At 70.5% G+C, this 22,538-nt stretch carries 23 protein-coding genes and 1 pseudogene; 7 read left to right on the top strand and 17 right to left on the bottom strand.

The features are described 5' to 3' along the window. Positions 1 to 164: 164 nt before the first annotated feature. Together rpsO and MTAB308_RS05340 are read right to left on the bottom strand one after the other, a co-directional pair. Positions 165 to 434 (bottom strand): 30S ribosomal protein S15, encoded by a 270-nt coding sequence (gene rpsO, locus MTAB308_RS05345; protein ID WP_066963547.1) that lies wholly within the window; start codon positions 432 to 434, stop codon positions 165 to 167. A gap of 128 nt (positions 435 to 562) precedes the next feature. Next, positions 563 to 1,534, bottom strand: a complete 972-nt coding sequence (locus MTAB308_RS05340) for a bifunctional riboflavin kinase/FAD synthetase (RefSeq protein WP_077098926.1) — start codon at positions 1,532 to 1,534, stop codon at positions 563 to 565. Between the two features lie 93 nt (positions 1,535 to 1,627). Here MTAB308_RS05340 and mntR point away from each other — a divergent pair, with 93 nt between their 5' ends. Continuing rightward, positions 1,628 to 2,335, top strand: coding sequence for a manganese-binding transcriptional regulator MntR (gene mntR / locus MTAB308_RS05335; protein ID WP_077098925.1), 708 nt, complete (start codon positions 1,628 to 1,630; stop codon positions 2,333 to 2,335). A gap of 12 nt (positions 2,336 to 2,347) precedes the next feature. Here mntR and MTAB308_RS05330 read toward each other — a convergent pair whose 3' ends face one another. The 5 genes from MTAB308_RS05330 to MTAB308_RS05310 all read right to left on the bottom strand — a co-directional run bounded on the left by MTAB308_RS05330 (position 2,348) and on the right by MTAB308_RS05310 (position 7,472). After that, positions 2,348 to 3,598: an acyl-CoA dehydrogenase family protein gene (locus MTAB308_RS05330; protein WP_077098486.1), complete on the bottom strand. Its 1,251-nt coding sequence runs from the start codon at positions 3,596 to 3,598 to the stop codon at positions 2,348 to 2,350. A gap of 7 nt (positions 3,599 to 3,605) precedes the next feature. Continuing rightward, complete coding sequence (locus MTAB308_RS05325; protein ID WP_077098485.1) at positions 3,606 to 4,796, bottom strand: lipid-transfer protein; 1,191 nt, start codon at positions 4,794 to 4,796, stop codon at positions 3,606 to 3,608. A 137-nt stretch (positions 4,797 to 4,933) separates the two neighbouring features. Continuing rightward, positions 4,934 to 5,827, bottom strand: coding sequence for a tRNA pseudouridine(55) synthase TruB (truB, locus tag MTAB308_RS05320; RefSeq protein WP_077098484.1), 894 nt, complete (start codon positions 5,825 to 5,827; stop codon positions 4,934 to 4,936). After that, positions 5,824 to 6,510 (bottom strand): 4'-phosphopantetheinyl transferase PptT, encoded by a 687-nt coding sequence (gene pptT / locus MTAB308_RS05315; RefSeq protein WP_077098483.1) that lies wholly within the window; start codon positions 6,508 to 6,510, stop codon positions 5,824 to 5,826. Before pptT ends, truB begins: the two co-directional genes overlap by 4 nt. Further along, positions 6,507 to 7,472: a metallophosphoesterase family protein gene (locus MTAB308_RS05310; RefSeq protein WP_077098482.1), complete on the bottom strand. Its 966-nt coding sequence runs from the start codon at positions 7,470 to 7,472 to the stop codon at positions 6,507 to 6,509. Before MTAB308_RS05310 ends, pptT begins: the two co-directional genes overlap by 4 nt. 161 nt (positions 7,473 to 7,633) lie before the next feature. Between MTAB308_RS05310 and MTAB308_RS05305 the strand changes: the two genes are divergently transcribed. Both MTAB308_RS05305 and MTAB308_RS05300 read left to right on the top strand, forming a co-directional pair. Further along, positions 7,634 to 8,209 (top strand): DUF3558 domain-containing protein, encoded by a 576-nt coding sequence (locus MTAB308_RS05305; RefSeq protein WP_077098924.1) that lies wholly within the window; start codon positions 7,634 to 7,636, stop codon positions 8,207 to 8,209. A gap of 26 nt (positions 8,210 to 8,235) precedes the next feature. Beyond that, on the top strand, positions 8,236 to 9,912 hold the full coding sequence (locus MTAB308_RS05300; protein WP_077098923.1) for a CocE/NonD family hydrolase: 1,677 nt from the start codon (positions 8,236 to 8,238) through the stop codon (positions 9,910 to 9,912). Positions 9,913 to 10,046: 134 nt separating this feature from the next. Here MTAB308_RS05300 and MTAB308_RS05290 read toward each other — a convergent pair whose 3' ends face one another. Together MTAB308_RS05290 and MTAB308_RS05285 are read right to left on the bottom strand one after the other, a co-directional pair. Then, entirely contained in the window at positions 10,047 to 10,616 is a 570-nt protein-coding gene (locus tag MTAB308_RS05290; protein WP_077098481.1) for a DUF1802 family protein, read from the bottom strand. Further along, positions 10,613 to 10,882, bottom strand: coding sequence for a DUF2277 domain-containing protein (locus MTAB308_RS05285; RefSeq protein ID WP_077098480.1), 270 nt, complete (start codon positions 10,880 to 10,882; stop codon positions 10,613 to 10,615). Before MTAB308_RS05285 ends, MTAB308_RS05290 begins: the two co-directional genes overlap by 4 nt. 45 nt (positions 10,883 to 10,927) lie before the next feature. Between MTAB308_RS05285 and MTAB308_RS05280 the strand changes: the two genes are divergently transcribed. Both MTAB308_RS05280 and MTAB308_RS05275 read left to right on the top strand, forming a co-directional pair. Beyond that, on the top strand, positions 10,928 to 11,677 hold the full coding sequence (locus MTAB308_RS05280; protein ID WP_077098479.1) for an enoyl-CoA hydratase: 750 nt from the start codon (positions 10,928 to 10,930) through the stop codon (positions 11,675 to 11,677). Between the two features lie 9 nt (positions 11,678 to 11,686). Continuing rightward, on the top strand, positions 11,687 to 12,253 hold the full coding sequence (locus tag MTAB308_RS05275) for a hypothetical protein (RefSeq protein WP_077098478.1): 567 nt from the start codon (positions 11,687 to 11,689) through the stop codon (positions 12,251 to 12,253). 188 nt (positions 12,254 to 12,441) lie between these two features. On the opposite strand, the gene MTAB308_RS05270 is transcribed toward MTAB308_RS05275, so the two are convergent. The 6 genes from MTAB308_RS05270 to rimP form a co-directional block, all read right to left on the bottom strand. Beyond that, positions 12,442 to 13,443, bottom strand: a complete 1,002-nt coding sequence (locus MTAB308_RS05270) for a DHH family phosphoesterase (protein WP_077098477.1) — start codon at positions 13,441 to 13,443, stop codon at positions 12,442 to 12,444. Beyond that, positions 13,418 to 13,876: a 30S ribosome-binding factor RbfA gene (gene rbfA, locus MTAB308_RS05265; protein WP_077098476.1), complete on the bottom strand. Its 459-nt coding sequence runs from the start codon at positions 13,874 to 13,876 to the stop codon at positions 13,418 to 13,420. The genes MTAB308_RS05270 and rbfA overlap by 26 nt, the downstream gene beginning before the upstream one ends. Continuing rightward, positions 13,876 to 16,563 (bottom strand): translation initiation factor IF-2, encoded by a 2,688-nt coding sequence (infB, locus tag MTAB308_RS05260; protein WP_077098475.1) that lies wholly within the window; start codon positions 16,561 to 16,563, stop codon positions 13,876 to 13,878. Before infB ends, rbfA begins: the two co-directional genes overlap by 1 nt. A 74-nt stretch (positions 16,564 to 16,637) precedes the next feature. Continuing rightward, complete coding sequence (locus tag MTAB308_RS05255) at positions 16,638 to 16,874, bottom strand: YlxR family protein (RefSeq protein WP_342744143.1); 237 nt, start codon at positions 16,872 to 16,874, stop codon at positions 16,638 to 16,640. Between the two features lie 165 nt (positions 16,875 to 17,039). Beyond that, the gene (nusA, locus tag MTAB308_RS05250; protein WP_077098474.1) at positions 17,040 to 18,083 is read right to left on the bottom strand and encodes a transcription termination factor NusA; all 1,044 of its coding nucleotides are present in this window, start codon (positions 18,081 to 18,083) and stop codon (positions 17,040 to 17,042) included. Then, positions 18,080 to 18,619, bottom strand: a complete 540-nt coding sequence (gene rimP, locus MTAB308_RS05245) for a ribosome maturation factor RimP (RefSeq protein WP_077098473.1) — start codon at positions 18,617 to 18,619, stop codon at positions 18,080 to 18,082. The genes nusA and rimP overlap by 4 nt, the downstream gene beginning before the upstream one ends. Positions 18,620 to 18,813: 194 nt before the next feature. On the opposite strand from rimP, the gene MTAB308_RS05240 reads away from it, so the two are divergent. Together MTAB308_RS05240 and MTAB308_RS05235 are read left to right on the top strand one after the other, a co-directional pair. Next, positions 18,814 to 19,350 (top strand): hypothetical protein, encoded by a 537-nt coding sequence (locus MTAB308_RS05240; protein WP_077098472.1) that lies wholly within the window; start codon positions 18,814 to 18,816, stop codon positions 19,348 to 19,350. A 13-nt stretch (positions 19,351 to 19,363) separates the two neighbouring features. After that, on the top strand, positions 19,364 to 19,810 hold the full coding sequence (locus tag MTAB308_RS05235) for a ferritin-like domain-containing protein (protein WP_077098471.1): 447 nt from the start codon (positions 19,364 to 19,366) through the stop codon (positions 19,808 to 19,810). Positions 19,811 to 19,820: 10 nt separating this feature from the next. Here MTAB308_RS05235 and MTAB308_RS30240 read toward each other — a convergent pair. After that, positions 19,821 to 20,687, bottom strand: a pseudogene (locus MTAB308_RS30240) (PE family protein); the annotation flags it as partial. Positions 20,688 to 20,765: 78 nt separating this feature from the next. Then, positions 20,766 to 22,523, bottom strand: coding sequence for a proline--tRNA ligase (locus tag MTAB308_RS05225; protein WP_077098470.1), 1,758 nt, complete (start codon positions 22,521 to 22,523; stop codon positions 20,766 to 20,768). Between the last annotated feature and the right edge of the window lie 15 nt (positions 22,524 to 22,538).

Raw genomic sequence — 22,538 nt, 5'->3', positions numbered from 1 at the left:
GAAGACCGCCCGATACAGACCGGGCTGCTCCCTTGTGACGGTGCTGGAACGGCTCACGCGGATCTGCGCAAACCGCACCGTTTGCTCGGGCCGAACCGGCCCAGAACGCTCCTACTCTACACGGGCGAACTTGGGGGGCCAGCGGGCGCCGGATTTGCCAGGCGTCAGCGCCGCAGGCCCAGCCGCTCGACGAGCGAGCGGTAGCGCGCCACGTCGATCTGCGACACGTATTTGAGCAGCCGGCGCCGGCGCCCCACCAGCAGCAGCAGTCCCCGCCGCGAGTGGTGGTCGTGCTTGTGCACCTTGAGGTGCTCGGTCAGGTCGGCGATCCGCCTGGTCAGCAGGGCGACCTGGGCCTCCGGGGAGCCGGTGTCGGTGTCGTGCAGGCCGTAGGAGCCCAGGATTTCTTTTTTCTGCTCGGCAGTAAGCGCCACGAAACTATCTCCATCAATCGGTCCGCGATGTGAATTCTTAAGCGCGGCCACCGCGAACCGCAGCGCGCGCCGATGTCGTCCGGCAGTTTAGCAGCGGGGCGGCGGACGACTCGAATCGTCGGGCCCGGTCAGTCCGCGAGCAGGGCGCGGGCCCGATCGGTGTCGTCGCCCATCGCGGCGATGAGGCCCTTGATCGTGTCGAACCTGCGCTGCCCGCGGATGCGCGCGACAAAGTCCAGCGCCACGTGCTGTCCGTACAGGTCGGCGCTGGTGTCCAGGACGAAGGCCTCGACGGTGCGGGTGCGCCCCGAGAAGGTGGGGTTGGTGCCGACGGACACCGCGGCCTGGTAGCGCTCCCCCGGGATGACGGTGCCGGCCACCGGCCCGTGCCCGAGCACGGTGAACCATGCCGCGTACACCCCGTCGGCCGGGATGGCCGAATACATCGGCGGCGCCACGTTGGCGGTGGGGAAACCCAGCTCCATGCCCCGCCCCTCGCCCCGCACGACGACGCCCTCGACGCGGTGCGGCCGGCCGAGCGCCTCGGTGGCCGCCACCATGTCGCCGGCGTCCACGCAGGAGCGGATGTAGGTGGACGAGAACGTCACGGTCTCGTTGCTGTGGTGCTCGGACAGCAGCGACATCGACTCCACCGCGAAGCCGAACCGCTCGCCGGCGCGGCGCAAGGTCTCGACGTTGCCGGCCGCCTTCTTGCCGAACGTGAAGTTCTCCCCCACCACGACCTCTACCACGTGCAGGTTCTCCACCAGCAGCTCGTGGATGTAGCGCTCCGGGGTGAGCTTCATGAAATCGCTGGTGAACGGCATCACCAGGAAGACGTCGATGCCCAGCTCCTCGACGAGCTCGGCGCGGCGGGTCAGCGTGGTGAGCTGCGCGGGGTGGCTGCCGGGATAGACCACTTCCATCGGGTGCGGGTCGAACGTCATCAGCACGGTCGGCACGTTGCGGGCGCGGGCGGCCTTCACCGCGTGCGCGATCAGCTCGGCGTGGCCGCGGTGGACGCCATCGAAGACCCCGATGGTGACCACGCATCTGCCCCAGTCCGTGGGGATCTCGTCTTGGCCGCGCCACCGCTGCACGACCGCAAGCCTACGGCGCCGCACCGGGTGATGGCGCGCCAGATCGGAGCGCGGCACGCCGAATCAGGTGTGGGTTGCCTAAACTTTCTGCTTGTGAGGGCTGACGATGAGCCTGGCGGTCTCACCGCGGTCGGCCAGGACTACCTGAAGGTCATCTGGAATGCCCAGGAATGGTCCACGGACGGGGCTGCGCAGAAGGTCAGCACCAAGATGCTGGCCGACCGGATCGGGGTGTCGGCCAGCACCGCCTCGGAGTCGATCCGCAAGCTCGCGGAGCAGGGGCTGGTCGACCACGAGAAGTACGGCGCGGTCACGCTGACCGAGGCCGGGCGCCGGGCGGCCCTCGCGGTGGTGCGCCGCCACCGGTTACTGGAGACCTTCCTGGTCAACGAGCTCGGTTACGGCTGGGACGAGGTGCACGACGAGGCCGAGGTGCTCGAGCACGCGGTGTCGGATCGCCTGGTGGCCCGCATCGACGCCAAGCTGGGGTTTCCCCGGCGCGACCCGCACGGCGACCCCATCCCCGCCTCCGACGGGCAGGTGCCCACACCACCGGCCCGCCAGCTGTGGGCGTGCGGCGACGGGGACACCGGGACGGTCGCCCGCATCTCCGATTCGGATCCGGAGATGCTGCGCTATTTCACCGACGTCGGCATCCACCTGGACTCGCGGCTGCGCGTGCTGACCCGCCGCGAATTCGCCGGCATGATCTCCGTCGCGATCGAAGCGGCGGACGGCGCCGAGTGCACCGTCGACCTGGGCAGCCCCGCCGCGCGCGCGATCTGGGTCGTGGCCAGATAGCCTCAGCCCGCCCTAGCTCAGCAAACCCTTGGCGATGTGGGTGACCTGAACCTCGTTGCTGCCGGCGTAGATCATCAGTGACTTCGCGTCGCGGGCCAGCTGCTCCACGCGGTACTCGGCCATGTAACCGTTGCCGCCGAACAGCTGCACCGCGTCCATGGCGACGTCGGTGGCCGCCTCCGAGGAGTACAGCTTGATCGCCGACGCCTCGGCCAGCGTCAGCGGTTTGCCCGCCTGCTGCCGCTCGATCGTCTGAAACACCATGTTCTGCACGTTCATTCGCGCGATTTCCATCTTCGCCAGCTTGAGCTGGATCAGCTGGAACTGCCCGATGTTTTTGCCCCACAGCGTCCGGGTCTTGGCGTAATCCACGCACAGCCGGTGGCATTCGTTGATGATGCCCAGCGCCATCATCGCGATCCCGATGCGTTCCGCGGCGAAATTGTCGCGGGCGCTGTCGCGGCCGTCGCCGCCGGACCGGTGTGGGTTCTCGCCGAGCAGCCGGTCGGGAGTCAGCCGCACGTTGTCGAAGAACAACTCGCCCGTCGGCGAGGACATCATGCCCATCTTCTTGAACGGCTTGCCCTGCGTGAGGCCGGGCATGCCCGCGTCCAGCACGAAGATCAGCACCGGCCGGTTGCGCTTGTCGACGGCGGCGTCGCCTTCGTCCAGCTTGGCGTACACGACCAGGACGTCGGCGTAGGGCCCGTTGGTGATGAACGTCTTCTGCCCGTTGAGGATGTAGTCTTCGCCGTCGCGCTTCACGGACGTCTTCATGCCGCCGAACGCGTCCGAACCGGAGTCGGGCTCGGTGATCGCCCAGGCCGCGATCTTCTTCAGCGTCATCAGGTCGGGCAACCAGCGTTCCTTCTGGGCCAGCGTGCCGCGGCTCATGATGGTCGCCGCGCCCAGACCGATGCTGACCGACGCGGTGCTCAGCAGCCCGATGCTGACGCCGGAGAGTTCGGACACGACCACCGCCATCATCGACGCCTGGGCGCCGCCCGCCCCGAAACCGCCTGCGCCGTCGCCATTTTCGGCGGCCGCCTCACCCGCTTGCTTGGCGCGCTCGCGTTCCAGCATCGACTTGACCGACTCGGCGGCCATCACGTCGAGGCCGAACTGGCTGAACAGCTTGCGGGCGATCGGATAGGGCGACAGCGCCCCCGTTTCCAGCTCATCGAGGTGCGGGCGGATTTCCTTGTCGATGAACTGCCGGACGGCGTCCCGGACCATCAGGTCCGTGTCGGACCATTCGAACATTGCGCCCTTAGCGCTCGGCGCGCTGGTAGGCGGTGACCACGGCGGCGCCGCCGAGCCCGATGTTGTGCTGCAGCGCGGCGGTGACGTTGTCGACCTGGCGCTTGTCGGCGGTCCCGCGCAGCTGCCAGGTCAGCTCGGCGCACTGCGCCAGCCCCGTCGCACCCAGCGGGTGTCCCTTGGAGATCAGACCGCCGGACGGGTTGACCACCCAGCGCCCGCCGTAGGTGGTGTCGCCGTTGTCGACCAGCTTCGGCGCCTCGCCCGGGCCGCACAGGCCGAGGGCCTCGTACAGCAGCAGCTCGTTGGCCGAGAAGCAGTCGTGCAGCTCGATCACCTGGAAGTCCTCGGGGCCCAGCCCGGACTGGTCGTAAACCTGTTGGGCGGCTTGCACGTTCATGTCGTAGCCGATCAGGTTCTTCGCGCTGCCGTCGAACGTCGAGGCGAAGTCGGTGGTCATCGCCTGACCGACGATCTCCACCGCCTGGCCGGCCAGCCCGTGCCTGTCGACGAAGCTCTCCGAAGCCACGATCGCGGCGCCCGACCCGTCCGACGTCGGCGAGCACTGCAGCTTGGTCAGCGGGTCGGAGATCATCCGCGACGCCAGGATGTCGTCGAGCGTGTAGGACTCCTGGAACTGCGCGAACGGGTTGTTGGTGGAGTGCTTGTGGTTCTTGTAGCCGATCTTGGCGAAATGCTCTGCGGTGGTGCCGTATTGCCGCATGTGCTCGCGGCCGGCGGCGCCGAACATCCACGGCGCGACGGGCATCGCGAACTCGTCGATCTCGGCCATCGCCTTGACGTGGCGGCCCATCGGCGACTCGCGGTCGGAGGCGCCGCCGCTCAGCGCGCCGGGTTGCATCTTCTCGAAGCCCAGCGCGATGGCGCAGTCGGCGATCCCGCCGCGGACGGCCTGGGCGGCCAGGAACAGCGCCGTCGAGCCGGTCGAGCAGTTGTTGTTGACGTTGACGATCGGAATGCCCGTCATGCCCAGCTCGTAGAGCGCCCGCTGCCCGGACGTCGAGTCGCCGGCGACGTAGCCGACGTAGCCCTGCTGCACCTCGCGGTAGTCGATGCCGGCGTCGGTCAGCGCGTTGGTGCCCGATTCCCGCGCCATGTCCGGGTAGTCCCAGCCCTCGCGGCGGCCCGGCTTCTCGAATTTCGTCATGCCGACACCGACGACGTAAACCTTGTTGGACATAGCGCACCTTCCCGACCGTTAAACCGCCTAGATATCCCAGTGTGCAACTTAGCCCCCCGGCGCCCTCGGCGGGAGCCCTCTGCCGGATCGCCGAGGCGGTAATTTTGCAGGCCGCCACTCGCAGTTTGGCTGCGGATTTACAGGCTCGCCGGGCGGAGCACCACCACCGACTTGGTCCGGGGCCCCTCGTCGCGCAGCAGCGCGATCACCCGGCCGTCGGCGTCGGCGGCGGCGTAGACGCCGTCGATCCCGGCCGGCGACAGCGACCGGCCGTGGCTTGCCGCCCGGGCCTCCTCCTCGGACAGGTCGCGGCGCGGAAACATCAGCAGGCACGCCTCATCGAGGGTCAAGGTCAGCCGCGGCGCCTCGGCCAGGTCGTCCAGCGAGCGCGCCCCCTCCAGCCCGAAGCGCCCGACGCGGGTGCGCCGCAGCGCCGTCAGGTGCCCCCCGACCCCGAGCGCCGCGCCGAGATCGCGGGCCAGCGCGCGGACGTAGGTCCCCGACGAGCAGTCGACCTCGACGTCGAGATCGATGACCTCGCCCTCGCGGCGGGCGGCCAGCACCTCGAACCGGTCGATGCGCACCGGCCGGGCCGCCAGCTCGACGGCGTGACCCTCGCGGACCAACCGGTAGGCGCGCCGGCCGCCCACCTTGATGGCGCTGACCGCCGACGGGACCTGTTCGATGTCCCCGCGCAGCCCGGCGACCGCGGCGGCGATCTCCTCCTCCGGCACGTGCCCGGCCGGAACGGTTTGCAGCAGTTCGCCTTCGGCGTCGTCGGTCGAGGTGGTCTGGCCCAGGCGGATGGTGGCGGCGTACGACTTCGACACCCCGGTCAGCAGGCCGAGGATCTTGGTGGCCCGGTCGACGCCGATGACCAGCACGCCGGTGGCCATCGGATCCAGCGTGCCCGCATGGCCCACCCTGCGGGTGGCGAAGATGCGGCGGCACCGCCCCACCACGTCGTGGCTGGTCATTCCGGGCGGCTTGTCGACGACGACGATTCCCGGACCGGTGCCCGGCTCGCTCATAGCACGATGGCGGTGAGCACCAGCCCGCGCTCGACCGACCAACGGCCCCGCAGCGACGTCAGCGGCGGACCCGTCAGCGCCTCCCCGTCGATCAGGATCTTGGAGACGAACACCCCGGAGGTTCGCCCGCCGGGCGGGTCGAGGTCGAACACGATGTGGGCGTCCTCGAAACCCAGCCACCGCTTGGTCAGCGGGAACCAGGCCTTGTACGTCGCCTCCTTGGCGCAGAACAGGATCCGGTCCCAGTGCAGCCCCTCGGGCAGCGCGCCGATCTCGTGGCGCTCCTCCTCCAGCGCGATCGCGCCCAGCACCCCGTCGGGCAGCACGTCGTGCGGTTCGGCGTCGATGCCCACCGAGCGCACCGCCCCGGCGCGGCCCACCACCGCGCCGCGGTAGCCGGCGCAGTGAGTGAGGCTGCCCACCACGCCGTCGGGCCAGCAGGGTTCACCCTTGTCGCCCTTGAGGATCGGCACCGGCGGCACGCCGAGCTCGCCCATCGCGACGCGGGCGCAGTGCCGCACGGTGATGAACTCGTTGCGGCGCTTGGCAACCGACTTGGCGATCAGCGGCTCCTCTTCGGGCAACGGCGTCAGGCCCGGGGGGTCGGAATAGACCTCCGAATACGCGAGGTCGCCGGACGCCGTGCCGGGCAACACCGACGACACGAGCATGCGGGACGTCATCGGGATTGCCGCTGCCGCACTCGTTCCCGGAACTGCACGGCCTGCCGGCGCATCTCCGGGGTGATCACGAAGTGACCGCCGAAGTCGTTGAGATAGCCGGGCGCGTACTGGGGGTCCGGTAGCACCTGGCGCAACCAGCTGTACGGCTTGCGGCGTCGCCACTCCCGCGGGTAGCCGACCGACACCTCCTCGAAGCGGACGTCGTCGTACCAGGTGGTGCGCGGGATGTGCAGGTGCCCGTACACCGAGCAGACGGCGTTGTAGCGGGTGTGCCAGTCGGCGGTCTTGGTGGTTCCGCACCACAGCGAGAATTCGGGGTAGAACAGCGCGTCGCACGGGTCCCGCACCAGCGGGAAGTGGTTCACCAGCACCGTCGGCGTCATCCAGTCGAGCTCCTCGAGGCGGGCCCGGGTGCTGGCGAGCCGTTCCCGACACCAGGCGTCGCGGGTGGCGTAGGGCTCCGAGGAGAGCAGGAATTCGTCGGTGGCCACCACGTTGCGCTCCCGCGCGATGGCCAGGCCCTCGGCTTTGCTCGTCGCGCCCGCCGGCAAGAAGGTGTAGTCGTACAGCAGGAACATCGGCACGATCGTGGCCGGGCCGCCGCGTTCGGTCCACACCGGGTAGGGGTGCTCCGGGGAGATGACGCCGAGCTCGTCGCAAATGTCGACCAGGTAGTCGTAGCGGGCCTTGCCGAAGACCTGCATCGGGTCGCGGCTGGTGGTCCACAGCTCGTGGTTGCCGGGCACCCAAATCACCTTGGCGAAGCGACGCCGCAGCAGGTCAAGGGCCCAACGGATCTCGTCGGTGCGTTCGGCGACGTCGCCGGCGACTATCAGCCAGTCCTCCGGCGAGGATGGATACAGCGCTTCGGTTACCGGCTTGTTGCCGAGGTGGCCGGTGTGCAGGTCGGAGACCGCCCACAGCGTCGGCTGCGCCCCGTTCGTCGATTCCGGTGTCACCACGACTAACCAGCCTAACGACTCGCTCTGCCGAGCCGGTTTTGCGCCGGGCCCTTGCCTGCCGGATTAGAACGTGTTCTCTTTTCACTGTGACGCCGCCCACCCGACTTGTACACTCCCGGCAAGGACGGCCGAGGCGTGACCGGGTGGGGGTAGGAGATGTGGTGTTCGCCAATCTGCGTCTGATCTCAGCGCTGGGCGCGCTGGCCACGGCGGTGGCGGTGGGCTGTCAGGCCGCGCCGGCGGGGCCGAGCGGGGGTGGGCCCGTCGAGCTGCGGTCGACCGCCGCGCCGATGGAGACCACCATGAAGAGCCCCATCGTGGCGACGACCGACCCGCGTCCCTTCGACGCGTGCGAGGACATCCCGTTCGACGTCCTGCAGCGGCTCGGCCTGGCGTTCACGCCTCCGGAACACGAGGACGGGCTGCGCTGCCATTTCGACGCCGGCAACTACCAGATGGCCGTCGAGCCCATCATCTGGCGGACCTACGACGTGTCCCTGCCCCCCGACGCCGTCGAAACCACGATCGCCGGTCACCGGGCCGCGCAGTACTGGGTGATGAAGCCGACCTATCACAACAGCTTCTGGTTCTTCTCGTGCATGGTGGCGTTCAAGACCAGCTATGGTGTGCTGCAGCAGGCGCTGTACTTCTCGACGGTCTACTCCAACCCGGAGGTGGACTGCATGTCCACCAATCTGCAGCGCGCCAACGACCTCGCGCCGTATTACAAGTTCTGAGCCGGCAAGAACCTAGCCTGGGGATGGTGAGTACGACCTCCACCCGCCCCGCGCGACGCACGCCACGCACGCTGAGCCGTGCCGGCAACGCCGCGCTGGGCCGCGTGCTGGGCCTGCCGCGGGCGACCACCGATTACACCGTCCACCGCGTCGACGTGCCGATGCGCGACGGGGTGCACCTGGCGGCCGACCACTACGCGCCCACGACCTCCAGCCCCGCCGGTACCTTGCTGGTCCGCGCGCCGTACGGCAGGGCCTTCCCGTTTTCGCTGGCTTACGCCAGGCTGTACGCCGCGCGCGGCTACCACGTCGTGCTGCAGAGCGTGCGCGGCACGTTCGGGTCGGGCGGGGACTTCGAACCGATGGTCAACGAGGCCGCCGACGGCGCCGACACGGCCGCGTGGCTGCGCGAGCAGCCGTGGTTCACCGGTCGATTCGCCACCGTCGGGGTGTCGTATCTGGGCTTCACCCAGTGGGCGCTGCAGCAGGATCCACCGCCGGAGCTGGCCGCGGCCGTCATCACCGCGGGCCCGCACGATTTCAACGCCTCCGTCTGGGGCACCGGCGCGTTCGCCATCAACGACTTCCTGGGCTGGAGCGACCTCGTTTCCCACCAGGAGGACCCGGCGCGCATCCGGCTGGCGCTGCGCCAGTTGCACGCCCGGCGCAAGGTGGCCGAGGCGGCCGGTGCGCTGCCGCTGGGTACCGCGGCCCGAGCGCTGCTCGGCTCGGGTGCACCGTGGTTCGAATCGTGGGTGGAGAACAGCGATTGCGACGACGCGTTCTGGGACGCGCTGCGATGCCGCGAGGCGCTGGACCGGACGCGGGTGCCGGTGCTGCTCATCGGCGGCTGGCAGGACATTTTCGTGCGGCAGACCCTGCAGCAGTATGCGCGGCTGCGCGACCGGGGCGTCGACGTCGCGCTCACCGTGGGGCCGTGGACCCACACCCAGCTGATCGGCAAGGCGTTGCCCATCAGCGCGCGGGAAACGCTGGACTGGCTGGACGCCCACCTGGCCGGCTCGCCCCTGCGCCGGCCCAGCAGGGTCCGTGCGTACGTCACCGGCTCGGACGGGGGTCAAGCCTGGCGCCACCTGCCCGATTGGCCACCGGCCACCGCCGAACGGGCGCTGTATCTGCGGCCGGGCGGGCACCTGGGCGAGACCGCGCCGACGAACCTCAAGCGGCCGGCCCCGGCGACGTTTCGCTACGACCCCGCCGACCCGACGCCGACCACCGGCGGCCCAATGCTGGCCGCGGACGCCGGCTACCGCGACGACAGCCACCTCGCCCTGCGCGACGACGTGCTCGCCTTCACCAGCTTCACGCTCACCCACGACCTGTACGTCTACGGCAACCCGGTGGTCGAGCTGGCGCACAGCTCCGACAATCCCCATGTCGACCTGTTCGTCCGGGTGAGCGAGGTCGACGTCAAGGGCCGGTCCCGCAACGTCAGCGACGGCTACCGGCGGTTGAGCGGCAAGACGAAGACCGTCCGGATCGAACTGGACGGAATCGCCCACCGGTTCCGCGCGGGTTCGCGCATCCGGGTGCTGATCGCGGGCAGCTGGTTCCCGCGCTATGCGCGCAACCTCGGCACCGACGAACCCTTGTTGACGGCGCGGCAGTCGATGCCGACCACCCACGCCGTGCACTACGGCCGCTCCCGGCTGCTGCTGCCCGTCGGACCCAGCGATCCGTGAGCCGATCGGCTTCGCCGCGCTGGCCGCTGTCTGATGGCGGCGACCCGCAGCGCCCGGCTGCGCCGCACTCGCGATCGCCGCTGTCTGATGGCGGCGACCCGCAGCGCCCGGCTCCGCCGCGCTCGCGATCGCCGCTAGCCGACCGCGTCGCGGACCCGGCGGGCAACCCCGTCTAGCGCGGACTCGTCGCAGAGCGGCGCGGCCAGCCGCACATCGGCCGGGGTCAGCGGGAGCTGCACCCAGCTGGTGCAGCCCGCGTACTCCGGGGCCCGCGTGATCCGCAGCGGCTCGGCCAACGGAATCACCGACACCACGAGCACGGCCAGCTTGTGCTTGGGCCGGAAGTCGAGCCGGTCCTCACGCACCGACGCGGCGGTCCAGATGTGCAGGTCCTCCAGGGCCGGGAGGCCATCCGGTCGGTTGACCTCTTGCGCCGCAACCACTTTCGCGGCGGCCCGGACCACCAGCCGCTCGTCGGTGCTGTCGCCGGCGCCGGCGTCCAGCAGGTCGCGGTGCTCGGGCCGGACCCGCCGAGCGTGGCTGTGCGCGACCGTCGGGAACAGCAGGAACTCCCGGGCCGCCAACTCGAAGCGCTTCTCGCCGATGCCGCCCTTGCGCAGCAGCACGCGCTGCCGACCGTCGAGCAGCGCGTGCACCACCGCGCTCCACTCCTTGAGCGCGGGCATGGTCGCGGTGAGCGTCATTTCGCGTCGGCGAGGCGGGCCATGACCTCGGGCCGGCGCAACGGCGGGACCGCCTTGGGGGGCTGGCGCCGCGGCGGCAGGGCCGCCAGCAAGCGCGTCGTCGTCGCGGTGACCTCGGCGACCGCCGCCTCGAACGGTTCGGCGTTCGCGGCCGACGGGCGGGTGATGCCGCTGACCTTGCGCACGTACTGGCGCGCGGCCGCGGCGATCTCCTCCGGCGTGGCCGCCGGCTGCAATCCGCGCAGTTCTGTGATGTTCCGGCACATGAGACTCAACGATAAACGCCGCTCGGCACCCTCTACGGTGAACACATGACCGACGACATCCTGCTGATCGAGACCGACGAGCGGGTGCGCACCCTGACCCTCAACCGGCCCCAGGCGCGCAACGCGCTGTCGTCGGCGCTGCGGGACCGGTTTTTCGGTGCCCTCGCCGACGCCGAGACCGACGACGGCGTCGACGTCGTCATCGTCACCGGCGCCGACCCGGTGTTCTGCGCGGGTCTGGACCTCAAGGAGCTGGGCAGCGAGTCCGCACTCCCGGACATCTCCCCGCGCTGGCCGCCGTTGACCAAGCCGGTGATCGGCGCGATCAACGGCGCCGCGGTCACGGGCGGGCTGGAGCTGGCGCTGTACTGCGACGTCCTGATCGCCTCCGAACAGGCCCGGTTCGCCGACACGCACGCCCGGGTGGGGCTCCTGCCCACCTGGGGGCTCAGCGTGCGGTTGCCGCAGAAGGTGGGCATCGGCCTGGCCCGGCGCATGAGCCTCACCGGCGACTACCTGTCCGCCGGCGACGCGCTGCGCGCCGGCCTGGTGACCGAGGTGGTGCCCCACGACCGGCTGATGCCCGCGGCCCGCCAGGTGGCGGCCTCGATCGTCGGCAACAACCAGCACGCGGTCCGGGCCTTGCTGGCGTCCTATCACCGGATCGACGACGCGCAGACCAGCGCCGGGCTGTGGATGGAGGCGATGGCGGCCAGGCAGTTCCGGACCAGCGGCGACGACATCGCCGCCAACCGCGACGCCGTCCTGCAACGCGGCCGGGCCCAGGTGCGTTAGGAGGACGCGATGCGCGGCACCCTGCTGGCCCTCGGCGGCCTGACCCTGGCGGCGTTCGCATTGGCGCCGGCACCGCGGGCCGCGGCGCTGCCCCCGCCGGGATTTCCCGACCTGAACAAGTTCACCGCCGTCCCCGTGGACGGCTACGCCACGACGCCGCCCCAGGGCGGCGGGCCCCGCATCAGTTTTGCGGCCACGCCGACCCTGGTCTGCGACTTCTACGGCGGGCCGGCGCCCGTGCCGCAACCGTCACAGGACATCAAGTGCAGCGGCGACATCCCCGGCATGGACGACGTCCTGTTCCCCGGCGGAGGCCACCCGAGGCCCGGCGATTGCGTCGTGGGTGCGGTGAATTTCAAGGGACCCGGCTACGAATTGAGCCGCATGACCTACGGCGGGTGCGGGGGCAACCCGCCGCCGCTGCCGTCGGGAGTCAAGGCGCTGGGCCCCGGCCAGAAGCTGTCGTACCTCAACGTGACGTGCGCGGTGGGGGCTGACAACGTCGTCGCCTGCCTGGACACCACCAGCGGGGACCACGGCTTCGTGCTGGACCCGTCGGGAAGCTGGGCGTTCTAGCTCGACGATCGGGTTCAGCCCGGTGACGAAGCAGCTCGCGCAGCGAGGTGCGGAGAAAGCGGGCGCTCGGGTTCAGCCCGGTGACGAAGCAGCTGGCGCAGCGAGGTGCGGAGAAAGCGGGCGATCGGGTTCAGCCCGGTGACGAAGCAGCTCGCGCAGCGAGGTGAGGAGAAAGCGGGCGCTCGGGTTCAGCCCAGCGCCGCGCACAGCGACGCCACGGCGTCCTCGATCGAGCCGTCGGTCGAGTAGCCGGCGGCCAGCCGATGACCGCCGCCGCCGAACTCCGACGCGACCGCCGCCAGGTCCACGTCGGCCTTGGCCCGCATCGACACCGACCACCGCTGGGGGTCGACCTCCTTGAAGACGGCTGCCACCTCCGCCTGCTGCGTGGTCCGCACGATGTCGACGATGCTCTCTACTTCCTCTGGGCGAGAGTCGATCCAGTCCCGATGCCCGACGACGGCGTAGACCAGCCCTCGACCGCCGACCGCGTCGGGCAACAGCCGCGCCGAGCCCAACACCCGCGACAGCAGCGGCAGCCAGCCGAACGGGTGCGTGTCCATCAGCGTGCGGCTGATCGCGGCGTTGTCGACGCCGACGTCGACCAGCCGGGCCGCCAGCCGCAGCGCGCGGGCGCTGGCCCAGCGAAACGACCCGGTGTCGGTCGTCAGCCCGGCGTAAATGCAGTGCGCCACATCCACATCGATCGGCTTGCCCCAGGCGTCGAGGATGTCGGCGACCATCATCGTGGTGGAATCGGCCCCCACGTCGATGAAGTTGGCGCTGCCGAACATCTCGTTGGAGGCGTGGTGGTCGACGACCAGCAGCGGCTGGCCGGGACCGGCCAGGTCGCTCAGCTCCCCCAGCCGCTTGACGCTCGGAACATCAACGGTCACAACCAAATCGACGTCGCGGCTCATCCCTTCGGGGCTGACCAGCAGGTGACATCCGGGCAGCGACGCCAGCGATTCGGGCAGGCTCGCCGGCGCGGCGAAGCCGACCTCGACGCGCTTGCCGCACTTGTCCAGGACCAGGGCCAGCGCCAACCCCGCGCCGATGGTGTCGGCGTCGGGGTGGACGTGGCAGACCACCGCGATCGTCGCGGCGCCCGCCAACAGCTCGACGGCGCCGAGGGCGTCGACGCGCGCGCCGGCGCCCGCCACGTCAGTCTTCGGATCGATCGCCGTCACCGGTGTCCCTCACGCGATATGGATCGGCGTCACCGGCCGGCTTGGCGCCGGAGCGGACCCGTTCCAGGTCGGCGTCCGCGGCGCGGGCGCGTTCCAGCAACTCGTCCATCCGCTGCACGCTGTCGGCGGTCGTGTCCCGGCTGAACGTCAGCGTCGGCGTGAAGCGCACCCCGGTGCCGGCCCCGACCATGGTGCGCAGCGCGCCCTTGGCCCGCTCCAGCGCGGCCGCGGCGGCGGCGTAGTCGGGCTCGTCGTCGAGCGTGCGCCCCATCACCGTGTAGAACACGGTCGCGTCGTGCAGGTCGGCGGTGACCTTCGCGTCGACGATGGTCACCCCGTCCAGCCCCGGATCCTTGATCTCGAACTCGATCGCCGAGGCGACGATCGTGAAGATCCGTTTCGCCAACCGTCGCGCCCGCGCGGGGTCGGGCATTAGGCGCGCTCCTTCTGGACCAGCTCGTAGGACTCGATGATGTCGCCTTCCTTGATGTCGGAGTAGCCCAGCGTCATACCGCATTCGAAGCCCTCGCGGACCTCGGTGACATCGTCCTTCTCCCGGCGCAGCGAGGTGATCGACAGGTTGTCGGCCACCACGATGTTGTCCCGCAGCAGCCGGGCCTTCGCGTTGCGGCGCACCACACCGGAGCTGATCATGCAGCCGGCGATGATGCCGACCTTCGAGGACCGGAAGATCGCCCGGATCTCGGCGCGCCCCAGCTCGTTCTCCTCGTAGATCGGCTTGAGCATGCCGCGCAGGGCCTTTTCGATCTCGTCGATCGCCTGGTAGATCACCGAGTAATAGCGGATCTCGACGCCCTCGCGGTTGGCCAGCTCGGTCGCCTTGCCCTCCGCGCGCACGTTGAAGCCGATGATGATCGCGTCCGAGGCCGACGCCAGGTTGACGTTGGTCTCGGTGATGCCACCGACGCCGCGGTCGATGACGCGCAGCGCCACCTCGTCGTCGACCTGGATGCCCATCAGGGCCTCCTCCAGCGCCTCGACCGTACCGGCGTTGTCGCCCTTCAGGATCAGGTTCAGCTGGCTGGTTTCCTTCAGCGCCGAGTCCAGGTCCTCCAGGCTGATCCGCTTGCGGCTGCGTGCCGCCAGGGCGTTGCGCTTGCGGGCGCTGCGCCGGTCGGCGATCTGCCGCGCGATGCGGTCCTCGTCGACCACCAGGAAGTTGTCACCGGCGCCGGGCACCGACGTGAACCCGATGACCTGCACCGGCCGCGACGGCAACGCCTCCTCGACGTCCTCGCCATGCTCGTCGACCATGCGCCGGACGCGACCGTAGGCGTCGCCGGCGACCACCGAGTCACCGACGCGCAGCGTGCCGCGTTGGATCAGGACCGTGGCGACCGGCCCGCGGCCGCGGTCCAGGTGCGCCTCGATCGCCACACCCTGGGCCTCCATGTCGGGGTTGGCCCGCAGGTCCAGCGCGGCGTCGGCGGTCAACAGCACCGCCTCCTCGAGGGCCTCGATGTTGGTGCCCTCCTTGGCGGAGATGTCCACGAACATCGTGTCGCCACCGAAATCCTCGGCGACAAGCCCGAACTCGGTGAGCTGACCGCGGATCTTTGCCGGGTCGGCGCCCTCCTTGTCGATCTTGTTGACCGCCACGACGATCGGCACGTCGGCCGCCTGCGCGTGGTTGATGGCCTCCACCGTCTGCGGCATGACGCCGTCGTCGGCGGCCACCACCAGGATGGCGATGTCGGTGGCCTTCGCACCGCGGGCACGCATGGCGGTGAACGCCTCGTGACCCGGGGTGTCGATGAAGGTGATCGGCCGTTCGGTGCCGTCGAGGTCGACGGAGACCTGGTAGGCGCCGATGTGCTGCGTGATGCCGCCGGCCTCACCCTCGCGGACGCTGGCCTTGCGGATGGTGTCCAGCAGCCGCGTTTTACCGTGGTCGACGTGACCCATGACGGTCACCACCGGCGGACGGGTCTGCAGGTGCTCCTCGCCGCCCTCGTCCTCGCCGTAGGTCAGGTCGAAGGATTCCAGCAGCTCGCGGTCCTCGTCCTCCGGGCTGACGACCTGCACGACGTAGTTCATCTCGCTGCCGAGCAGCTCGAGCGTCTCGTCGCCGACCGATTGCGTGGCCGTCACCATCTCGCCGAGGTTGAACAGCGCCTGCACCAGCGAGGCCGGGTTGGCGTCGATCTTCTCGGCGAAGTCGCTCAGCGACGCGCCGCGGGCCAGCCGGATCGTCTCGCCGTTGCCGTGCGGCAACCGCACGCCGCCGACGACCGGCGCCTGCATGTTCTCGTACTCGGCGCGTTTTGCCCGCTTGGACTTGCGGCCGCGCCGCGGCGCACCGCCGGGACGGCCGAACGCGCCGGCGGCGCCGCCGCGCTGGCCGGGACGACCACCACCGCCGCCACCGCCGCCACCGGGACGGCCGCGGAAACCGCCGCCACCGCCGGGCGGGGCGCCGACTCCGCTGCCGCCGCCGCGGTAGTTGCCGCCGCCACCGTCGGAGCGGCCGCCGGGGCCGCCCGGCGGTGCCGGCGGTTTCCGCGGCCGTCCCGGTGGCGGCGGTGGCGGCGGTGGTGGTCGTCCCGGCCAGCGCGGCGGCGCCGCCGGCGCGTTCGGCCGTCCCGGCGGTGCGCCGCGGCGCGGCCGCAAGTCCAAGCGGGCAAAACGCGCCGAGTACGAGAACATGCAGGCGCCGGTCGTCGGCGGCGTGCGGTTGCCGCACGGCAACGGNGCCGCCGGCTGCCCGGGCTGTGGCCGCGCGGGTGCGGGCGGAGCGGCGGACGCGGCCGGCGCTTCGGCCGTCGCGGCCGGGGCGCCCTGCGCCGCGGCAGCCACCCCGCCGGCGGCCGGCTGCGCGGGCGCGGCGGGCGCCTCGCCGTTCCCGGCGGGCTTGCTGATCGCCTTGTCGAGCGCTTTGTCGAGGGATTTGTCCGGACCCTTGGCTGCCTTTTCAGAGGCCTTGCCGGGCGCCGGCTTGCCGCCCCCGAAGGACTCCCGCAGCCGGCGAGCCACCGGTGCCTCCACCGTCGAGGATGCGGATTTGACGAATTCGCCCTGTTCATTCAGTCGGGCGAGGACTTCCTTGCTGGTGACACCGAGTTCCTTAGCCAACTCGTGTACGCGGGCCTTACCTGCCACTACATCTCCTGTCTATGAGGCGACAGCAGTGGGCCGCGCCTCGGGTTTAGCTATGACGCATTGTCATCGGGACTTCACGGTGTGCTCATGTTCTTTGCTGCCTCTTCTGTCGCCGCGCGAGCCGTGCACTCCAAGTGCTCGACCACCGCGGAGGTGTCCAGTGGACCGGTGATGCGCAACGCTTTGGTGAAAGCCCGCCGCCGAATCGCCTGTTGCGCGCACTGTGGCACGGGATGCAGCCATGCACCCCGCCCCGGCAGGCTACTCCTGTCGTCAACGATCGCGGCGTACTCGCCGTTCCCCGTCGACACAGCCACCACGCGAAGCAGTTCGGCGGCCAGCTCTCGCTTTCGGCACCCCACACACGTCCGCACCGGTCCATCGGTGCTTCTGTGCGCCAAGACCGAAGGCTCGCGCTGGATCACGGCTCAGTCTAGCCTCCTTCGACGGGAGCTCAGAACCAGCCGACGCCGGGCCTAGCGGTCGTGCCCCACCGGATGGCCGGCGCCGTGTTCGGACTGGCTCTCGGCGTGCCCCGGGGAATCCCCGCGGATGTCGATGCGCCAGCCGGTGAGCCGCGCGGCAAGCCGGGCGTTCTGGCCCTCCTTGCCGATGGCCAGCGACAACTGGAAGTCGGGCACCACCACGCGGGCGGCCCGGCCGGTCTGGTCGATGACCGACACGGAGACCACCTTGGCCGGAGACAGCGCGTTGGCGACGAAGCGGGCCGGGTCCTCGTCGTAGTCGATGATGTCGATCTTCTCCCCGGACAGCTCGCTCATCACGTTGCGGACCCGCTGACCCATCGGGCCGATGCAGGCACCCTTGGCGTTCAGGCCGGGAACGTTCGAGCGCACCGCGATCTTGGAGCGATGGCCGGCCTCGCGGGCCACCGCCACGATCTCCACCGATCCGTCGGCGATTTCGGGGACTTCCAGCGAGAACAGCTTGCGCACCAGGTTGGGGTGGGTGCGCGACAGCGTGATCAGTGGCTCGCGGGCCCCGCGCGTCACGCCGACGACGTAGCAGCGGACCCGGTTGCCGTGCTCGTAGCTTTCGCCGGGGACCTGTTCGGCGGCCGGGATGACGCCCTCGGACGCCTTCGTTTCGGTGCCCATCCGCACCACGACCAGCCCGCGGGCGTTGGCCCGGCTGTCGCGCTGGATGACGCCCGCGACGATCTCCCCCTCCCGGGTGGAGAACTCGCCGTAGGTCCGCTCGTTTTCGGCGTCCCGGAATCGCTGCAGCATGACCTGGCGTGCGGTCGTGGCGGCGATGCGGCCGAAACCCTCGGGGGTGTCGTCCCATTCGCTGATGACGTTGCCGTCCTCGTCGGTCTCGCAGGCGATCACGCGAACGACGCCGGTCTTGCGGTCGATCTCGATGCGCGCGTCCATCTGGTGGCCCTGGGTGTGCCGATAGGCGGTCAACAGCGCGGATTTGATGGTCTCGAGCAGCTCGTTGACCGAGATGCCCCGGTCCACCTCGATCGCATGCAGCGCGGCCATGTCGATGTTCATGCTCCGGCCTCCGTTCCATCGGGCCGACCCCGGAACGCCCCAGCCAGCTCCAGCTCCGCGGACGCTGGGGGCGTAAACTCAACTTGCACAACAGCTTTCACGATTTCAGCGAGCGGGATTTCGCGTACCGTCCAGTCCTTGCCCGCGCGGACCACCAGGGCGACGGTGTCGTCGCGGGTCTCGCCGAGGCGACCAGTCAGCTGCGACCCGTCCGACAACGCGAGCTCGACTTTGCGGCCACGGGCGCGACGGAAGTGCTTGGAGCTGGTCAGGGGGCGGTCCACACCGGGTGAACTCACCTCGAGCACATAGCGGTCCGCGGTGTTTTCCAGTCCGTCCAGCAACGCCGAGGCCGAACGCGACAGGGTTGCCACCGTGTCGAGGTCCAGGGGGTCGTCGCCGTCGGCGATCACGGTGATCCGGGGCGGCCTTGCCCGGGTATCGATGACCACGTCTTCGATTTCGTAACCGGCGCGCGCGAACTCACCGCCGAGTAGCTCGATCACCTGCGTCTGCGAAGGTAGCCCGGTGGTCACGGCGAGCTCCTCATCTTGAGTTGTCCGGTCATCGGTCGGATGTCGCCACCCGGCTGGCTTCCGAGCGGCTTCCGCTCTGAGTCAGCTATCCACGATACGCCAGGAATCGCCTATGACGGCGGGATCGCCGCATGGTCGAAGTCCTTGGACCTGCCCTCCGGCGTGACCGGGCCCGCCGATGGCAGGATGTTGCTGTGCCTAGCGCAGTACCCGTCACCAACAGGCGGGGTGTGCTCGCCGGTGCCGCGGCCCTTGCTGCGTTCGGGGTGGTCGCATCCGCCTGCGGCGAGTCCCCGCCCAAGCCGCCCGCCGTGGAGAACCTGCTGGGGCCGTTGGACCAGGCCCGCAAGGACAGCGCGCTCGCCGGTGCCGCCGCGGCGGCCGTCGGCGTCGCGCCCCAGATCGCGGCCGCGTTGACCGTGGTCGCCACCCAGCGCGCCGCGCATGCCCGCGCCCTGTCCACGGAGATCGCGCGGGCCGCCGGCAAGCTCACGTCCTCATCGAGCGAGACGACCCCCCCGAGCACGAGCTCCGGTCAGGCCGAGCCGGGCCCGCCGCCGCCTCCGCCGCCGGTGTCCGACGTGATCAATTCGCTGCGCGCGTCGGCCGAGAGCGCCGGGCGCCTGGTGACGACCGAGTCGGGTTACCGCTCCGGGCTGCTGGCGTCCATCGCCGCGTCGTGCACGGCCTCCTACCAGGTCGCGCTGGTGCCCGGGGGCCCGTCGATATGACATCGGGCTCGATATGACGTCCGGCAAAGACGCCGACAACGCCGCGTTGTGCGACGCGTTGGCCGTCGAACACTCGACGATCTACGGCTACGGCATCGTGTCGGCGCTCTCGCCGCCCAGCGTCAACGGCATGGTGGTGGAGGCCCTGGGCCAGCACCGCCAGCGGCGCGACGACGTCATCGCGATGCTGGCCGCCCGCAAGGTCAACGCGCCGGTCGCCGCGCCCGGTTACCAGCTGCCGATGCTGGTGGGCAGCCCGGCCGACGCGGCCCGGCTGGCGGCGCGCATGGAGAACGACGGCGCGACGGCGTGGCGCGCCGTCATCGAGCGCGCCGAGACCGCCGATGACAGGGCGTTCGCCTCGACGGCCCTGACCCAGAGCGCGGTGATGGCCGCCCGGTGGAACCGGGTGCTGGGCGCCTGGCCCATCACGACGGGTTTCCCGGGCGGCAACGAGTAGGCCGCTACTAGCCGGGCGGGCCGGTCGCGCCGTGCTGGCCCAGCAGCCCACCAGATCCGCCGGCACCGGGGTTGCCTGGAGTGCCCGGGCCGCCACCGCCGGCACCACCGGTGCCGCCGATGCCGATCACGATGGCATTGCCGCCGGTGCCGCCGTTCCCGCCGTGACCGTTGGTGCCGGTGCCACTTGCTCCGCCCGCACCGCCGGTTCCCCCGAGACCGATCAGCATCGCACCGTTGCCGCCGCCACCGCCATTACCGCCGTTGCCTGCGGCAAGGCCTGGGTCATTTGCGCCGCCGTTGCCATAGAGCAGCCCGCCACGGCCCCCGTCGCCGCTGGCCGCGGCGTCTCCGGCCCCACCTGGCCCGCCATTGCCGATCAACCCCGCGTTCCCGCCCTTCGTGCCGGACACCCCGGGGCTGGTGCCGTTGAAACCGGCGCCGCCGTTGCCGAACAGCAACCCGCCGGGCCCGCCCGGCACGCCCGGCGTGGTGCTGTTGGCGCCGTCGCCGATCAGCGGGCGCCCCAGCAGCGCCTCGGTGGGGGCGTTGATCACCCCCAGCGCGTCCTGTTCCAGGGTCTGCAAGGGCGAGGCGTTGGCGGCCTCGGCACCGGCGTATGACGCGGCGCCCAGGTTCAGCGCCCGCACGAACTGGTCGTGAAATGCCATCGCATGTGCGCTCAACGCCTGATAGCCCTGGGCGTGCGCGCCGAAAAGTGCGGCTACCGCGGCCGACACCTCGTCGGCGCCCGCGGCCAACAATTCAGTCGTCGTGGCACCCGCGGCGGCGTTGGCCGCGTCGATCGCCGAGCCGATACTCGCCAAGTCCGAGGCCGCCGTCGCCACCAGGTCCGGGGCCGCAATCACAAAGGACATCGGCTGCCTCCCACCGACGCACTCGACGGGAAAAAATCAGCGTAACCCCTTGCCGGACTCCCCGGCGAACAATCCGCTCTACCCGTTGACCGCGGCCGCGAGGTCGGTGGCCAGGGACGCCCCGACGGTGAGCTCGCGGGTCTGCCCGCCGAAGCGGTCGCGCAGCTCGACCACGCCGTCGGCCCAGCCCCGCCCCACCACGACGATCCACGGCACGCCCAGCAGCTCGGCGTCCTTGAACTTCACCCCGGGCGATGCCTGCCGGTCGTCGAGCAGCACCTCGACGCCCAACCGGTCCAGGTCGGCGGCCAGCGCGGTCGCCCCGGCGCGGGCCTCGGGGTCCTTGTTGGCGATCACCAGGTGCACGTCGAACGGCGCGACGGACGACGGCCAGCGCAGGCCGAGCTCGTCGTGGTGCTGCTCGGCGATGACGGCCACCATCCGCGACACCCCCAGGCCGTAGGAGCCCATGGTCAGCCGCACCGGCTTGCCGTCCTCGCCGAGGACGTCGACGGTGAAGGCGTCGGTGTACTTGCGGCCGAGCTGGAAGATGTGGCCGATCTCGATGCCGCGGGCCGATACCAGCGGGCCGGCGCCGTCCGGGGAGGGGTCGCCATCGCGCACCTCGGCGGCCTCGATGGTGCCGTCGGCCGTGAAATCCCGGCCGGCCACCAGACCGACGACGTGGCGTCCGGGCTCGTCGGCCCCGGTGATCCAGCTGGTGCCGTCGACCACCCGCGGGTCGACGAGATAGCGAACACCGTTGTCGCGCAAGGCTTTCGGGCCGATATAACCCTTCACCAGGAACGGATGCCTGGCGAAGTCGGCGTCGTCGAGCAGCGCGTACTCGGCCGGTTCCAGCGCCGCGCCGAGCCGCTTGTCGTCGACCTCGCGGTCGCCGGGCACCCCGATGGCCAGCAGCTCCCACTCGCCGCCGGGCTGGCGCACCTTCAGCAGGACGTTCTTCAGCGTGTCGGCGGCGGTGACGGTGCGGCCGAGACCGGCCCCGTCGGCCGTGTTGGCCCAGGCCACCAGGGTCGCGATCGTGGGGGTGTCGCCGGTGTCGTGGACCACCGCCTCGGGCAGCCCGTCGACCGGGCGCGCCTCGGGCCGGGCGGTGATGACGGCCTCGACGTTGGCCGCATACCCGGACTCCAGGCACCGCACGAAGGTGTCCTCACCGACGGGGCTCTCGGCCAGGAACTCCTCGGACGCGCTGCCGCCCATCGCGCCCGACACCGCGGAGACGATGACGTAGCGCACCTGCAGCCGGGCGAAGATGCGCTGATAGGCCTCCCGGTGCGCGTGATAGGCGGCCTTGAGCCCCGCGTCGTCGACGTCGAACGAGTAGGAGTCCTTCATCAAAAACTCCCGGACGCGCAGGATGCCGGCCCGCGGCCGCGCCTCGTCGCGGTACTTGTTCTGGATTTGGAACAGCAGCAGCGGAAAGTCTTTGTAGGAGCTGTATTCGCCCTTCACGGTCAGCGCGAAGAGCTCCTCGTGGGTGGGGCCCAGCAGGTAGTCGCTGCCGCGGCGGTCCTGCAGCCGAAACACCCCGTCGCCGTACTCGGTCCACCGGTTGGTGGTTTCGTACGGGCCGCGCGGCAGCAGGGCCGGGAACAGGATCTCTTGCCCGCCAATCGCGTTCATCTCGTCGCGCACGATCCGCTCGATCTTGCGCAGCACCCGCAGGCCCAGGGGCAGCCAGCTGTACAGCCCGGGCGCGATGGGCCGGACGTACCCGGCCCGAATGAGGAGTTTGTGGCTGGGCACTTCGGCGTCGGCGGGGTCGTCGCGCAGGGTGCGCAGGAACAGCTCGGACATCCGGGTGATCACAGCGGGCCAGCCTAG

The sequence above is a fragment of the Mycobacterium terramassiliense genome (assembly GCF_900157385.1).
In the GTDB taxonomy this organism is placed as follows: domain Bacteria; phylum Actinomycetota; class Actinomycetes; order Mycobacteriales; family Mycobacteriaceae; genus Mycobacterium; species Mycobacterium terramassiliense.
This window is presented reverse-complemented; position numbering and strand designations above follow the sequence as displayed.

Bases quoted from the DNA above. Each gene is read 5' to 3' on its own strand.
- MTAB308_RS05330 (WP_077098486.1), bottom strand. From the start codon at position 3,598: ATGTTCGAATGGTCCGACACGGACCTGATGGTCCGGGACGCCGTCCGG.
- MTAB308_RS05325 (WP_077098485.1), bottom strand. From the start codon at position 4,796: ATGTCCAACAAGGTTTACGTCGTCGGTGTCGGCATGACGAAATTCGAG.
- truB (WP_077098484.1), bottom strand. From the start codon at position 5,827: ATGAGCGAGCCGGGCACCGGTCCGGGAATCGTCGTCGTCGACAAGCCG.
- pptT (WP_077098483.1), bottom strand. From the start codon at position 6,510: ATGACGTCCCGCATGCTCGTGTCGTCGGTGTTGCCCGGCACGGCGTCC.
- MTAB308_RS05290 (WP_077098481.1), bottom strand. From the start codon at position 10,616: ATGACGCTCACCGCGACCATGCCCGCGCTCAAGGAGTGGAGCGCGGTG.
- MTAB308_RS05285 (WP_077098480.1), bottom strand. From the start codon at position 10,882: ATGTGCCGGAACATCACAGAACTGCGCGGATTGCAGCCGGCGGCCACG.
- MTAB308_RS05280 (WP_077098479.1), top strand. From the start codon at position 10,928: ATGACCGACGACATCCTGCTGATCGAGACCGACGAGCGGGTGCGCACC.
- MTAB308_RS05275 (WP_077098478.1), top strand. From the start codon at position 11,687: ATGCGCGGCACCCTGCTGGCCCTCGGCGGCCTGACCCTGGCGGCGTTC.
- rbfA (WP_077098476.1), bottom strand. From the start codon at position 13,876: ATGCCCGACCCCGCGCGGGCGCGACGGTTGGCGAAACGGATCTTCACG.
- nusA (WP_077098474.1), bottom strand. From the start codon at position 18,083: ATGAACATCGACATGGCCGCGCTGCATGCGATCGAGGTGGACCGGGGC.
- MTAB308_RS05235 (WP_077098471.1), top strand. From the start codon at position 19,364: ATGACGTCCGGCAAAGACGCCGACAACGCCGCGTTGTGCGACGCGTTG.